This is a genomic window from Halomonas sp. SpR1, assembly GCF_031010175.1.
GTDB lineage: Bacteria > Pseudomonadota > Gammaproteobacteria > Pseudomonadales > Halomonadaceae > Vreelandella.
Genome location: NZ_JAUAMB010000002.1, coordinates 13,686 through 26,896 on the forward strand (window position 1 = coordinate 13,686; position 13,211 = coordinate 26,896).

The 13,211-nt window shown below is 56.1% G+C and carries 12 protein-coding genes; 6 read left to right on the top strand and 6 right to left on the bottom strand.

Annotation, left to right across the window (positions count from 1 at the left end; all coding sequences use genetic code 11):
* Positions 1–41: 41 nt before the first annotated feature.
* The 3 genes from QT231_RS01820 to QT231_RS01830 are packed head-to-tail and all read left to right on the top strand — an operon-like array spanning position 42 to position 3,808.
* Complete coding sequence (locus QT231_RS01820) at positions 42–932, top strand: ion transporter (RefSeq protein WP_308335239.1); 891 nt, start codon at positions 42–44, stop codon at positions 930–932.
* Between the two features lie 16 nt (positions 933–948).
* Positions 949–2,655 (top strand): 2-isopropylmalate synthase, encoded by a 1,707-nt coding sequence (gene leuA, locus QT231_RS01825; protein WP_308335240.1) that lies wholly within the window; start codon positions 949–951, stop codon positions 2,653–2,655.
* A 34-nt stretch (positions 2,656–2,689) separates the two neighbouring features.
* Entirely contained in the window at positions 2,690–3,808 is a 1,119-nt protein-coding gene (locus QT231_RS01830; protein WP_308335241.1) for a hypothetical protein, read from the top strand.
* A 74-nt stretch (positions 3,809–3,882) separates the two neighbouring features.
* Here the strand turns inward: QT231_RS01830 and QT231_RS01835 are convergent, their stop codons facing one another.
* From QT231_RS01835 to epmB, 3 genes are all read right to left on the bottom strand, one after another.
* Entirely contained in the window at positions 3,883–6,000 is a 2,118-nt protein-coding gene (locus QT231_RS01835; protein WP_308335242.1) for a pyrroloquinoline quinone-dependent dehydrogenase, read from the bottom strand.
* 10 nt (positions 6,001–6,010) lie between these two features.
* A complete protein-coding gene (locus QT231_RS01840; RefSeq protein WP_308335243.1) occupies positions 6,011–6,376 on the bottom strand; it encodes a hypothetical protein in 366 nt (121 codons plus the stop codon).
* 250 nt (positions 6,377–6,626) lie between these two features.
* A complete protein-coding gene (gene epmB, locus QT231_RS01845) occupies positions 6,627–7,661 on the bottom strand; it encodes an EF-P beta-lysylation protein EpmB (RefSeq protein ID WP_308335244.1) in 1,035 nt (344 codons plus the stop codon).
* Between the two features lie 163 nt (positions 7,662–7,824).
* Between epmB and efp the strand changes: the two genes are divergently transcribed.
* Positions 7,825–8,391 (top strand): elongation factor P, encoded by a 567-nt coding sequence (gene efp, locus QT231_RS01850; RefSeq protein ID WP_308335245.1) that lies wholly within the window; start codon positions 7,825–7,827, stop codon positions 8,389–8,391.
* Positions 8,392–8,476: 85 nt separating this feature from the next.
* Positions 8,477–9,457: an EF-P lysine aminoacylase EpmA gene (gene epmA, locus QT231_RS01855; protein ID WP_308335246.1), complete on the top strand. Its 981-nt coding sequence runs from the start codon at positions 8,477–8,479 to the stop codon at positions 9,455–9,457.
* On the opposite strand, the gene asd is transcribed toward epmA, so the two are convergent.
* The 3 genes from asd to rsgA all read right to left on the bottom strand — a co-directional run bounded on the left by asd (position 9,454) and on the right by rsgA (position 12,447).
* A complete protein-coding gene (gene asd, locus QT231_RS01860; protein WP_308335247.1) occupies positions 9,454–10,305 on the bottom strand; it encodes an archaetidylserine decarboxylase in 852 nt (283 codons plus the stop codon). The two genes, epmA and asd, sit on opposite strands and share 4 nt — an antisense overlap.
* A 261-nt stretch (positions 10,306–10,566) precedes the next feature.
* Complete coding sequence (locus QT231_RS01865) at positions 10,567–11,409, bottom strand: sulfurtransferase (protein WP_308335248.1); 843 nt, start codon at positions 11,407–11,409, stop codon at positions 10,567–10,569.
* Between the two features lie 18 nt (positions 11,410–11,427).
* Positions 11,428–12,447: a small ribosomal subunit biogenesis GTPase RsgA gene (gene rsgA / locus QT231_RS01870; RefSeq protein ID WP_308335249.1), complete on the bottom strand. Its 1,020-nt coding sequence runs from the start codon at positions 12,445–12,447 to the stop codon at positions 11,428–11,430.
* Positions 12,448–12,616: 169 nt separating this feature from the next.
* On the opposite strand from rsgA, the gene orn reads away from it, so the two are divergent.
* Positions 12,617–13,210, top strand: a complete 594-nt coding sequence (orn, locus tag QT231_RS01875) for an oligoribonuclease (RefSeq protein WP_308335250.1) — start codon at positions 12,617–12,619, stop codon at positions 13,208–13,210.
* The last annotated feature ends 1 nt before the right edge of the window (position 13,211 follow it).

Genomic DNA, 13,211 nt, shown 5'->3' on the forward strand with positions numbered 1-13,211 from the left:
TATAAAGTGTGCGGATTAACCGTTGAGAGATTTTTTGTTACATGAGTGAGTCCTTTACTACTTGGCAGGCCCGCTTTGAAAAGCTGCGTTCGAACAAGTTTTTTGAGGCGGTGGTGATCGCCATTATCGTTATTTCGGCCCTGGTAATCGGGGCGAAGACCTACGATGAAACCACTCAGGTCGAGCAGTGGCTGCTCTATCTCGATATTGCGGTAACGATTTTTTTCCTGATCGAAATTTTAATCAGAATGGCCGCCGAACGCAGCCTGCTTAGCTTTTTCAAAAAGGGCTGGAACGTTTTTGACTTCCTGATTGTTACCGCCAGCCTGATTCCCATGGACGACTCGGAAATGGTGCTGCTGGCAAGGCTACTGCGTATTTTCCGGGTGCTGCGCTTGGTATCGATGATTCCCGAGCTCCAGATGCTCTTGAGCGCCTTGGTCAAGTCGGTGCCGCGGATGGGGTATGTGGTACTGCTGATGTTTATCATCTTTTACATATACGCCGCCATTGGCAGTTTTCTATTTCACAATGTAGACGAGGGTCTGTGGGGCAATATTTCCCTGGCGATGCTCACGCTGTTTCAAGTAGCGACGTTTGAGAGCTGGGCCACCGCCGTGCTCTATCCCGCCATGGAGGTTTACCCCTACGCCTGGATCTATTTCTTAACTTTTATCTTTTTGAACGCCTTTATCTTTCTCAATATGATGATTGGTATTGTGCTGGACGTAATGCAGAAAGAGAGCGCGCAAATGGCGCTGGACAACGGCGAAGGCGAAGAAGCCGAGCTGCAGTCGCTACGCAATGATGTTCGCGGGCTGAAAGCACAGCTTGACCGCATGGAGTCAGCCCTCGCTCAAGCCTACTCGACAGCCCCCACGCACCACAATGACGCGGGCGGTAAGCATACCGACAAGCCCACAACTGACTGATTTTAGGAGAGCCGCCATGATGTTGACTGATCCTGCCAAAAAGTACCGCCCCTTTGTGGCCGTTGATCTGCCCGACCGCCAATGGCCGAGCCAGCGGATTGAAACGGCGCCTATCTGGTGCAGCGTTGACTTGCGCGACGGCAACCAGTCGCTGATCGATCCCATGGATCAGGAGCGTAAACAGCGCTTGTTCGATATGCTGCTCAGCGTCGGTTTCAAACAGATAGAGGTGGGGTTTCCGTCAGCATCGCAAACGGACTTCGATTTTGTACGCTCGCTTATAGAGCAGGATAAAATCCCTGATGATGTGACCATTCAGGTGCTGACCCAGGCGCGTCCGCACTTGATTGAACGCACCTTTGAGGCGTTAAAAGGTGCCAAAAACGCCATCGTTCACGTCTATAACGCCACCGACCCCATGTTCCGCCGGGTGGTGTTCAACGTGGATAAAACCGAGTGTATCCAAATTGCGGTGGATGCCACCGCGCAAATTCGCGACGAAATGAAGGCAGCGCCGGAAACCAACTGGATCTTCCAGTACTCGCCGGAACTTTTCACCACCACCGAGATGGATTTTGCCGTCGAAATCGTCGAAGCGGTGATGGACGCTTACGGTTCCAGTGCGGATAAACCCATGATCGTGAACCTACCGGCTACGGTGGAAGTCGCCACGCCCAATAACTACGCCGACCAGATCGAGTGGTTCTGCCGCCATGTCAAAAACCGTGACCATCTGATTGTCAGCGTTCACCCCCATAACGACCGCGGCACTGGCGTGGCGGCAGCCGAGCTAACGCTGATGGCCGGAGCTGACCGCGTTGAAGGCACACTGTTTGGCAACGGCGAGCGTACTGGCAACGTCGATATCGTGACCCTGGCGATGAATATGTACACCCAGGGCGTTAACCCTGCGCTGGATTTCTCCAATATCACCCCGATCATGCGCGAAGTGGAGTACTGCAACCAGCTGCCGGTGCATCCCCGCCACCCCTATGTGGGAGATCTGGTATTTACCGCCTTCTCCGGCTCCCACCAGGACGCAATCAAAAAAGGCATGGCGGATCGTCGTGCGAACCCTGATGCTCTGTGGGATGTGCCCTATCTGCCCATCGACCCCCTTGATGTGGGTCGCAGTTATGAAGCGGTTATCCGGGTTAATAGCCAATCGGGTAAAGGTGGGGTGTCTTACCTGCTGGAGCAGGAGCACGGGATCGAGCTGCCGCGTCGTCTTTCCATCGAGTTCAGTCAGGTGGTGCAGGAAGTGGCGGAGCGCACCGGTCGTGAGATTACCTCGCAGATGATTTATCAGGCCTTTGCAGATGAATATCTGGAGCAGCGATTGCCCTTTGCGCTGGTCAACCACCGTTTATCGTCGGAGCCTGATAGCCCTAGAGTAACGCTTGACGCCGTGGTCGAGCAGGAGGGCGAGCGGCAAACGCTCAACGGCGAAGGCAACGGGCCGCTCGCAGCGTTTGTAAAAGCGCTGGCTGCTGCCGGGCACGATGTGGAAATTATCGACTACCACGAGCACTCCCGTGGTCAGGGCGCTGACGCCGAAGCCATTGCCTACGTGGAAGTGCGCATCGACGGCAAAGCGGTGTTCGGCGTGGGTACCGATGAGAGCATCACCAGCGCTTCCATGAAAGGTGTGCTGAGCGCCATCAATCGGCACCACTCTACCCAGCCCGCAGCGGCCAACGTGACGGCGGAGACGTTGGGGTAAGCTTACGCTTATCAATTGAGTGAGGTGGAGAGCGATGCGGCCCTGGCAAATAATAGTAGTCACCGCGATAGTGGTAGCAGGGCTAGCATCAACGCTGGCCTCCCGCGAACCTTTTGAGTCCAAGCTGGTACGCTTGGAAGCGCAGCGGGCGCTGCCCACTTTAGAGGCATCACTTGAGCAGGCGTCGCCAACGCTCAACGCGCTTTTTCTCAGCTACGCCAACGATCAGGCGCTATGGATGAGCGCCTCTTTGGCGATTTTACGCCACGGTGATATGGCTCGCGATGTGCTGGTGGAGTATGGCTTAGTGCCCGATTTTCAGCGGGTGTTAGTGCGCTATGGGGCCGACGCCATACTGCCTATCAGCTACTTTCGCCACCACGATGTCGCTACGCTAAGGGCGCAGCACTGGGTTGGTGAGCGCTACCAGCAGTTTAGCCGCTGGTGGAGCGATGAAGAGGGTGGTGCAGATTCAGCGTTCACACCTTACCGTCGCGGCCAGATGGGCATTGCTTTGCTGGATGCCAATGGCCATGCGCTGCTTAACCAGTTTGTGGTCAGTGAGCATGGCGAGATTGAGTGGTTGCAGGGTGAGCGAGTAGTCGCGGGTGTAGGCGATTTCTTTACCAGCGGGCTACGTGATCTTGAAAGCCAGTGGCGCCGCGGCGACGCCATTGGCGCCGCCGATCTAGGTTGGGCGGGTGTCGATCTCCTTGTGATGGCCAGCACCGTTAAGGTGCTGCGGGCAGGCAAGGCCGCTCGTGCTGCGCGGGTGGGCAGTGTGGAGGCGCAGGGCGCTCGCGCTGGCTTGCGCCAGGGAATCGTTGCCACAGGCGGGCGTTTTGCGACCTTGCCGCGTATGGCTAAAGTGGCAGCGGTGGCGGGCACTGCCTATATAGTGGCCCGTCATCCAAGTCTGGTCAGCGCGCTGGGCGCCAACCTTTCTACCTGGCTAGGCTGGCCGGTATGGTTGGGCCAGTTTCTTGTCTGGCTAATCGTGCTACTGTCGGCGCTGTTTATTGGCCGCTTTATCTACCGCTGGTTACTTACACCACTATTGTGGCTGTTGGTACCGCTGATGCGAGTATGTTTTAAAACAGCTAACCATGCGTTAACCCAGCGGACTCAAAGGCAAGCCGATGAGACTAATTAAGGCGATGGGATTGAACATAAATGGGGCGGCTTAAGGCCGCCCCGTTGGTTTTCTATTGATCACAACCGCAAGCGTTATTCCGGCAGGGCGTAAACCGCAATCTGATCGCCAACCTGATCTTTCAGGATGGTGTTGCCACCGGAAACAAAGGCAACATACTGGCGGCCATTGTACTCATAGACCGCGGGGTTGGAGACGGAGGGTGCCTCTGTCTGATCCGACCACAGCTCCTCACCGGTTTCCAGGGAGTAGGCACGCACCTTGGCATCCATGGAGGCGCCGATAAAGATGACGTTACCGGCGGTTACCGCCGGGCCACCGATGGTGGGTGAGCCCCAGCTTTCCGGCATAAAGAACCCATACTGCTGCGAGGCACCTACCGGACGACGCCATTTGACATCGCCAGTGGTCATGTCAAGGGCCACCAGCTCGCCAAATGGAGGCTCCCAGCAGGGCATGCCGAGCCAGTTCTGGGCAACTTCAAGAAGAATGCCGTAGGGAGCACCTTCCTGGGAGGCAAAGCCACTCTCGTTACCTGACGCTCTCTCGGCCGACTCATACTTCTCTCGGCTAAAGAGCTTGAGGGTTTGCACAATATGGGACGTATTGACGATGGCGGTCTGGCTTTCAGGATCAAACGCCACGCCGCCCCATTGCACACCGCCGGCCGTGATGGGATAGCCAAGCGTACCTGCGCCTTCTGTGGTGGGAGGGGTATACATGCCCTCATACCAGAGATCTTCCCAAAGCGCCGAGCATTCGCCGAAGCCGACTGCATCGGCAAGCGCCCAAACCTTGGGCTTTTCTGATTGATCAAGCAGCGGCGCGGGTTTTGTAGGGAATGGCTGCGTCGGCGCATAGACTTCTCCGTCGACGTTTCCATCGCCGCCAGGTACCGGGCGTTCCTCGATGGGCCATACGTCCTCGCCCGTCTCACGATTCACGACAAACAAGAAGCCCATTTTGGTCGCCTGGATCAGCGCTGGAATTTCCTCGCCATCCACAGTGATGTCCATGAGCGTAGGGGCGGCGTTAATGTCGTAATCCCAGATATCGTGATGCACCCACTGACGTGACCAGACCACTTCACCGGTCTCGATATCCAGGGCGGTGGTCGAGGTAGCTAACGGTACCTCTTCGGTACGATTACCGCCCCAGAAGTTTGGCGAGGGAGACGAGACGGGTAAATAGACCAAGCCGAGTTCCTCGTCGGCGGACATGTGTGTCCAGACATTGGCGGTACCGCTCTGCTCGCGCATCTCGTCACTCAGCGCCTGGAAGGTCCATTCCCGTTCGCCAGTACGTGCATTGATCGAGAAAACGGTGCCGGGCGGTGCCTGTTCATAGGCCCAATCCATTCCCGCCCAGCCAAGAATCAAACGGTCACCGACCACGGTGGGCGGTTGCAGCAGCGACAACGGCCACTTGTCGTGGGTGTCGTTCCACTGGTTGACGTTAAGTACGCCGTTGTCGGCAAACCCTTCGCACAGTTCGCCGCTATCCGCATCCAGGGCAAAAAGTTGGGCATCCATGGTGCCCATATAGACAATTTTCTGGCAGGCCTCGCCCTCCACGGGATTATCGGCTTCCCAGTAGGCGACGCCGCGATTCTTCAAGACGGGCTGTGTCAGCGCTTCGAGTGAGGATTGGGTATCAAAACTCCACTTTTCTTCTCCCGTGGCCGGATTGTATGCAATAAGCCGATAAAAAGGAGTGCCAATATAGAGGGTGTCATTGGCGAATACCGGGGTGGCAGACCAAACAGTGGCCGGTAATTCGCCCGAGCCGTCGGCGACATCACCCGTATGCACTTCCCAGACTTTTTCCAACTCCCCGACATTATCGGCATTGATCTGATCCAGAGGGCTGTATTTCTGAGCGTTGAGCTGACCGTGGAAGCTATCCCAGGTGGGCTCGCCAGGGACTAGCGGGACGGGCGTGGCGCTCACCTCTTCTTGCTGGGCACTACTCTCCTGTTCCTCTGACTGTTCCTGTTCTGCCGAAGGTTCTTGAACTTCTGGCTGCGTTTGTTCCGCTGATTGTTCTTGAGTCTCTGGCAGTGCCTGTCCAGCTGCCGGATCCTGTGCCAGTAGGGGCAAGGGGGTAATGTAAATTGTCAGAGCGGTAACCGCGCCTAAACCAGTCGTAATGGATTTAAACGGAGTGCTTGTGGCGGATAAAAAAGTCGTCATGAGCGGCTCCTCAGGAGTGGGTGGGGCGTGCGTGGTGTGCAGGGCGAAACAGATCGAGAATCAGGCCAATAAGACCGACCACCATCGCAACGCAGATCCACCACTGATGTAGTAGCATTGCGGCGAAAAATGTACCGGCGAGCCCTATCAGAATAAGCGCTCTCAGTGCGATGGTAGCACCGCGCGTTTTTGCTTTTACGAGCAATAGCGCCATCACCGCAAGGGCTAGACAGGACACGATGGGTACCAGGGCTCCGAGTGTGCCGGTAACGCCGGTCAGAGGTGTGAAATAGGCATAAAGTGCGATAGCTAGTCCGACGAGTGAGGCGATCAAAAGTACGAAAGCGCCCGACCTGGACGAGGGGGATAGAGACATAACGCTATGGCCTCCTGCTGAGTGAGTTGCTCGACATTGAGGTTAACCCAACGCCAGAAGTCGTTAGAGCTATTAAAGTTAGCAGAAAACGAGTCGTTACGATTTTGAGGGCCGCGATATAAACAAATGTTGAAATGCGCAGCTCCCTTCTCCTTTCAGTGAGTAGTAAGCCTTGCACAAGCGCTTATCTCTGGTTTCACTTTGATTTGAATTTTGAAACGCCTCAGTGCTGCTATTTCTTTAATATGCGTCACAACGGCGTTTTGCTCTCTCTGCCGGGAATTTCCCGCACCAGCCGTGGCATCAAGAACCCCGGTAAATAATCGCGTAGTTGAGCAACGAGCTCACGTGCTTCACTATCCGGCACATCAAAATGCGCAGCGCCCTGCACGGGGTCGAGTACGTGCAGGTAGTAGGGCAAAATGCCTGCTTCAAATAGCCGTTCCGACAGTGTAGCTAAGGTTGTCACGTCGTCGTTAACATCACGCAGCAGTACGCTCTGGTTGAGTAGTGTGGCACCTGCCTGTTTGAGGCGCGCGCAGGCGTCGACCACTGCCTGGTCAATCTCGTTGGCGTGGTTGATATGCAGCACCACGACTTTTTGTAAGCGGGTCGATGCCAGCCAGCCAAGGAGGGCGTCGTCAACCCGGTCGGGAATCACCACCGGCAGGCGGGTATGAATGCGCAGCCGTTTAAGATGCGGGATGCTTTCTAACTGTTCCACCAACCATGCCAACTGGCGGTCATTGGCGGCCAGCGGATCGCCGCCAGAGAGAATCGCCTCGTGAATTGTGGTGTCGCTGCGTAGGTAGTCGAGTGCTTCCTGCCACTGGGCCCTGGAGGGCGAGTTGTCGCTGTAAGGGAAATGGCGGCGAAAGCAGTAGCGGCAGTTGATCGCACAGTTAGGGCTGGCGATCAGCAGCACCCGGCCTGCATATTTATGAATCAGCCCTTTGGCGGGACGGTGCTGGGCTTCTTCAAGCGGGTCGTCGACGTAGCCATGGGGCGTAAGCGCTTCTTCGCCTAGCGGAATCACTTGGCGCAGCAATGGGTCGTTTATGTCGGCATAGGCTATCCTGTTGAGGTACGCCTCAGGCACACATACGTCAAACAGTTCGTGGCCTATTTGGGCGCCCGCCAGCCAATCGCGGCTTAGTCCCAGCCGTTCACATAGGATTTGCGGATCGCGAATGGCATTGGAAAGCTGCTGCTGCCAAGTAGGTTGATCCATTGAGTGGCGATGGCTTTGCGTTTCAGACGCGGCAATAATGATGTTCTCCTGCAAAAAGCCCTCCTTCGGGTTATCATGCGCGCACTTATTTAACGACGCCCTTTACAACGCTGCTGGCATATAGCTGTTGGTATATAAACATGCTGTCAGCGGCAAAGTAGGGCTTCGCGCACCACCTGTTGAAACAAATAACTGAAATGGATGATTGAGAGACATTATGGCGAACTATTCTACCAACGAATTCAAGGCCGGTCTGAAAGTAATGCTCGATGGCGACCCTTGCTCGATCGTTGAGAACGAGCTGGTCAAGCCGGGTAAAGGCCAGGCGTTTAACCGCGTCAAGCTGCGTAACCTGATGACTGGCCGTGTCGGTGAGCGGACTTTTAAATCCGGTGACTCGCTGGAAGGTGCTGATGTCATGGATTTGGAGATGGAGTATCTCTACAACGACGGTGACATGTGGCACTTTATGAAGACCGATGGCTCCTTCGAGCAGTATGCGGTGGAGAAGAAAGCCTTGGGTGATACCGAGAAGTGGCTTAAGGAGCAGGTGCCTTATGTCATTACGCTTTGGAATGACAAGGCAATCTCCGTCACGCCGCCCAACTTCATTGAGTTGGAAGTCGTCGAAACGGATCCCGGCTTGAAAGGCGATACCGCTCAGGGCGGCTCTAAACCTGCGACCCTGTCGTCCGGTGCTGTTGTTCGCGTTCCATTGTTTATCAATCAGGGCGAAGTGTTGAAAATTGATACCCGCAGTGGCGACTACGTTTCCCGCGCGTAATGACTTTTCACTACTAGCCCTATCTGATGGCCACGCCTTGTGCGTGGCCATTTTTACTTGGGAATCGTGGGTCTAAGGAGTAGTGATGGCCATTGACTGGCAACCCTCAGCGTCTCTTGAAACGCTCCGCGCTCGTGCGCGGTTAATGGCTAAAGTGCGGGCTTTTTTTGCCCAGCGTGATGTGCTGGAAGTGGAAACCCCGGTGCTGGGGCAGGGGGGCAGCACGGATGTGCATTTGGTATCGCTGCACGCCTTGGCCCGCACGGACAAAGGGCAGCGCCGCCTGTGGTTGCAAACCTCCCCTGAATTCCATATGAAGCGCTTGCTCGCAGCGGGCAGTGGGCCGATCTTTCAGCTCGCGAAGAGCTTTCGTGACGGTGAAATCGGCGCTCGCCACAATATCGAGTTCACTATGTTGGAGTGGTATCGGCCTCAGTTTTCGCTGGATCAGTTGATTGATGAGACAGCTACTCTAATTATGTCGGTGCTACCCAGCTTCCCCGGCCCGCTTGTGCATTATCGCTACCGGGAGCTATTTCATACTTACGTAGAGGTTGATCCATTCACGACGTCGCTAGAGAGACTTCGAGCGATAGCTGCGGAGCGGGCGCACATGCCTGCCCAATCCTTGGCTGACGAAGGTCGCGATACCTGCCTTGACCTATTGATGAGTGTGGTGATCGAGCCGCAGCTAGGCCAGCATGAACTCAGCGTGGTGGTTGATTATCCGGCCAGTCAGGCGGCCTTGGCGCGCCGCCACCAAGATGCTGACGGTGAATGGGTCGCTTCCCGCTTTGAGGTCTATCTAAACGGCATTGAGTTGGCGAACGGCTACGATGAGCTGACGGAAGCCGCTGAACAGCGCGCACGTTTTGCGCATGATAATGCTGAGCGTCGCCGTTTAGGGTTGCAGGAGGTTGACGTGGATGAGCGTCTCCTGGCCGCCCTTGAGCACGGAATGCCCGAAGGCGCTGGGGTGGCGCTGGGGATTGATCGTTTGATTCAGTTGGCACTGGGCAAAGCACGTCTCGAAGACGTGCTGGCCTTCTCAACGCCTAATTGCTAGTAACCACCGGTATGAGTCATATCACCTAGCGACGATCCCATGCTGACCATGGTGCCGGGGGGGATTTCTGCGAAATTGACCTGGTTGGCAAAGCACATGACCACCGTGGAGCCGAGCTTGAAGCGGCCCATCTCGGCGCCTTTCTCTAGCATGATCGGTTGGCCAAACTGCATGCGCTGAGGTTCTCCGGAAAGCGGCGTTACTTGCCCCGACCACACGGTCTCGATAGCAGCAACGATCATTGCACCGACCAATACCATCGCCATGGGGCCTTGCTCGGTGTCAAAGATACATACCAAGCGCTCGTTGCGGGCAAAAAGGCCCGGCACGTAGTTGGCGGTGGCTTGGTTAACCGAGAACAGCCGCCCTGGGACGTAGATCATTTCGCGCAGGGTACCGGTCGCAGGCATGTGCACCCGGTGGTAGTCCCGTGGGGAGAGGTAAACGGTGGCAAAGCTACCGCCGAGAAACTCTTCTGCCAGCGCGGTATCGCCGCCGAGCAGGGTTTGGGCGGAGTAGGTGTGGCCTTTGGCTTGCACCAGTTGTCCGGCCTGCAGGCGTCCGTATTGGGAGAGCGTGCCATCGGCAGGGGATAGGATGCCTTCACCAAGGGGGCGGGCATCGGCTTTTAGCGCGCGGGTGAAGAAGTCATTAAAGGTGGCGTAGGCGGTGGGGTCGGGTTCCAGCGCCTGGCTCATATCGACATTAAAGCGTTTGATAAACGCCTTGATCAGGGTGTCTTTTACCCAGCGGTTATCGCACTGGGCGAACTTGCCGGTCAAGCGCGATAGCGCGTGATGAGGCAAAGGGTATTGGAGTAGCGAAAAGGCTTTTTGGGAAAAGGTCACAATAATATCTTCGTAGCAGTGGCTAAAAGCCTGAATGAGCTGACATAAACGGCTCTGGCTATCTGAGCGGCTCTGTGCAAGAACAGGTTTCCGCGAGGGCGCTGTGAACCCGTCCTTGGGCGCTACTTTTGCCATCTGACCGCCATGGATGGCGGAAATGCCGGAATGGTATGGAACATATTCCGGCCATGGCAAAAGACCCTCGCTTCAGCCTGTTTTTGCACAACGTTAGTCCTAATGGCATAACACTCTTTTAATGGCTTACTTCTCAATCGGTGTATCGTCGCGGTTGCCCCATTCACCCCAGGAGCCTGCGTAGCCGCGCATATTGAAGCCCAAAGCTTTGCCCACCAGCCAAGTAAAACTGCTGCGGTGGTGGCTCTGGCAGTGGGTGGCAATTTCCATGTCGGGGGTGAGGCCGAGGGCGCCTAGCTCGGTGATCAGCTCGGCGTAATCGCGTATGCGCAGTGCGCGATTGCGATCCATGGCGTTAAGCCAATCCATGTTCACCGCACCAGGGATGTGGCCCAGGTGCTTGTTGTTACCGCGCACGCCATCGTACTCATCCTTGGAGCGCGCATCCCACACCGCAAACTGCTTATCGTCAAGCTTCTCTTTGATCTCGTCGTAAGTGATCAGGGCATGGGGGTTGAGAATCTCCGCCTGGTATTCGCTGGGCGATGGAGCGGTTGTTTCGCTGCTCTCCTCCAGGCCCGCGGCGCGCCAGGCGTGGATGCCGCCGTTCAAGTAGGAGTAGCGCGTATGGCCAATCAGGTCTAGCGTCCATAGCAGGCGCGCCGCCCAGCCGCCGCCTTCGTCGTCGTAAGCCACTACGTGGGTATCGCGGGTCAGGCCTAAGGCACTAAACAGTCTTGATAGCGCATCTACATCGGGAACGTCACTGGGTACTGGCCCTTCGCCGCGCATCAAGTAGCGGAAGTCGAGGAATATAGCGCCGGGCACATGGCCCTGGCGATAGCTGTCGCCGTTGACCGGCACATCGATAATCAGCAGCTCAGGATTATCCAGGTGCTCCTGCAGTTGTTCAGGCTCAACGATCAGTGGCAGCAGATTGGCTTCCGACGATTGGCGCTCAATACTCATGGGTAACTCCTGTAAGCGTTAGCTGTCTAGGCTATCGAGAATGCGCCGATAGCTGGCAAAGCGTGCTGGATGAATCTTGCCTGCCTCGACCGCTGCGAGTAAAGCGCAGCCGGGCTCATTACGATGTCTGCAGTCACGGAAGCGGCAGTAACCAATATAGTCGTGAAACTCAATAAAGCCGTCAGTGACCTCCTGCTCATTGAGGTGAACCAAACCAAACTCGCGAATGCCCGGTGAGTCGATCAGGTCGCCGTCGGCCACCTCGGCGCGACTCATGGTGTAGAGGCGTGCCGTGGTGGTGGTGTGGGTACCTTTGCGGGAGTCCTCCGAGAGCGCGCCAATACGCAGTGTCTCGTCGGGTAGCAGTAGATCGATTAATGATGACTTGCCTACGCCGCTTTGGCCAACAAACACAGAGGTACGACCTTCAAGTTGGCTGCGCAGCTCGTCTAGCCCCGTTTCTGTTGCGGTGGTGGTGCGAACGACGGGGTAGCCCAAATCGCGATAACGCTCGAGTAGTTTACCAAGCTCGCCACCATCTTCCGGCAGTAGGTCGGTTTTATTGAGCACTAGCACCGGCGCAATGCCGGTGGCTTCGGCGGCGACCAGGTAGCGGTCGATTAGGTTGGCGTGGGGCGCGGGTTCCACCGCGAACACGATCAACAGCTGGTCAATGTTGGCGGCCACCGGTTTGAGCAGGCCGCGGGCGTCGGGGCGCTTAAGCACGCTGTCGCGCTCTTCCCGCGCCACCACCACGCCCGAGCCTTCTTGACCGGCGCGCCATATGACGCGGTCGCCAGTGACCAGGCCGTCCAGATTGGCGCGTAAGTGGCAGCGCACCGGTTCATTGTCGCTGTTGCGGACTTCAAGGGTGCGCCCGAAGTGGGCGACAACGCGGCCCGGCTGTTCGGCGCCATATTCGCCAGCGGCGAGTTTTTCAGCGTCCTGCACATCGCGCTTTTCCGCACGCTGGGCCCGTTCTGACTGGACTTTATCGACGCGCCACTGCTGCTGGCGACTTAATTTACGTTTGCTCATGACCACCTGATGATCGTTACAATAGCGGTCATTGTACCTACCAACGATGTGATTGTACTTAGCAAAGATGCCATCAGGTTGCCAAGCTCTTCTTTATAGCTGCTTGATGGGCCTATTTAAGGCACACTTACATGATGTTAATGGTCATTTGGGTAAAGGAATAACGGTAATGAGCAACGAAAAGACGGATGCAGCGGCGCCACGAGATGATCTGCTGGTGTGGATTGATCTAGAAATGACCGGCCTGGATCCTAATAAAGAACGCATTATTGAAGTCGCCACACTGATTACCGATGCGGATTTGAATGTGGTAGCGGAGGGGCCGGTGATTGCGGTGAAGCAGCCCGATAGCCTGCTGGCACAGATGGATGACTGGAATCAGAAAACCCACGGCGAATCAGGTTTGGTGGCACGGGTAAAAGCCAGCAAGGTAGAAACTGCAGAAGCTGAGCACCAAACCCTGGCGTTTCTACACCAGTACGCGGTGGCGGGTTCGTCGCCCATGTGCGGCAACAGCATCCATCAGGATCGACGTTTTTTGGAGCGTGAGATGCCTGCACTGCTCGACTTTTTCCACTACCGCAATCTTGATGTATCGACCATAAAAGAGGTCGCCAAACGCTGGAACCCTGGTGCGCTGGCGGGCTTTAGTAAGCAGAATGTGCACTTGGCCATGGACGATATTAAAGAGTCGATTGCTGAGCTGGCTCACTACCGCAATACGTTTTTACGTGTTGACCAAAGCAGCGACGAAGAAGAGTAAG

Coding starts and splice junctions, on each gene's coding strand:
- QT231_RS01820 (WP_308335239.1), top strand. CDS start 42: ATGAGTGAGTCCTTTACTACTTGGCAGGCCCGCTTTGAAAAGCTGCGT.
- leuA (WP_308335240.1), top strand. CDS start 949: ATGATGTTGACTGATCCTGCCAAAAAGTACCGCCCCTTTGTGGCCGTT.
- QT231_RS01830 (WP_308335241.1), top strand. CDS start 2,690: ATGCGGCCCTGGCAAATAATAGTAGTCACCGCGATAGTGGTAGCAGGG.
- QT231_RS01835 (WP_308335242.1), bottom strand. CDS start 6,000: ATGACGACTTTTTTATCCGCCACAAGCACTCCGTTTAAATCCATTACG.
- QT231_RS01840 (WP_308335243.1), bottom strand. CDS start 6,376: ATGTCTCTATCCCCCTCGTCCAGGTCGGGCGCTTTCGTACTTTTGATC.
- efp (WP_308335245.1), top strand. CDS start 7,825: ATGGCGAACTATTCTACCAACGAATTCAAGGCCGGTCTGAAAGTAATG.
- epmA (WP_308335246.1), top strand. CDS start 8,477: ATGGCCATTGACTGGCAACCCTCAGCGTCTCTTGAAACGCTCCGCGCT.
- QT231_RS01865 (WP_308335248.1), bottom strand. CDS start 11,409: ATGAGTATTGAGCGCCAATCGTCGGAAGCCAATCTGCTGCCACTGATC.
- rsgA (WP_308335249.1), bottom strand. CDS start 12,447: ATGAGCAAACGTAAATTAAGTCGCCAGCAGCAGTGGCGCGTCGATAAA.
- orn (WP_308335250.1), top strand. CDS start 12,617: ATGAGCAACGAAAAGACGGATGCAGCGGCGCCACGAGATGATCTGCTG.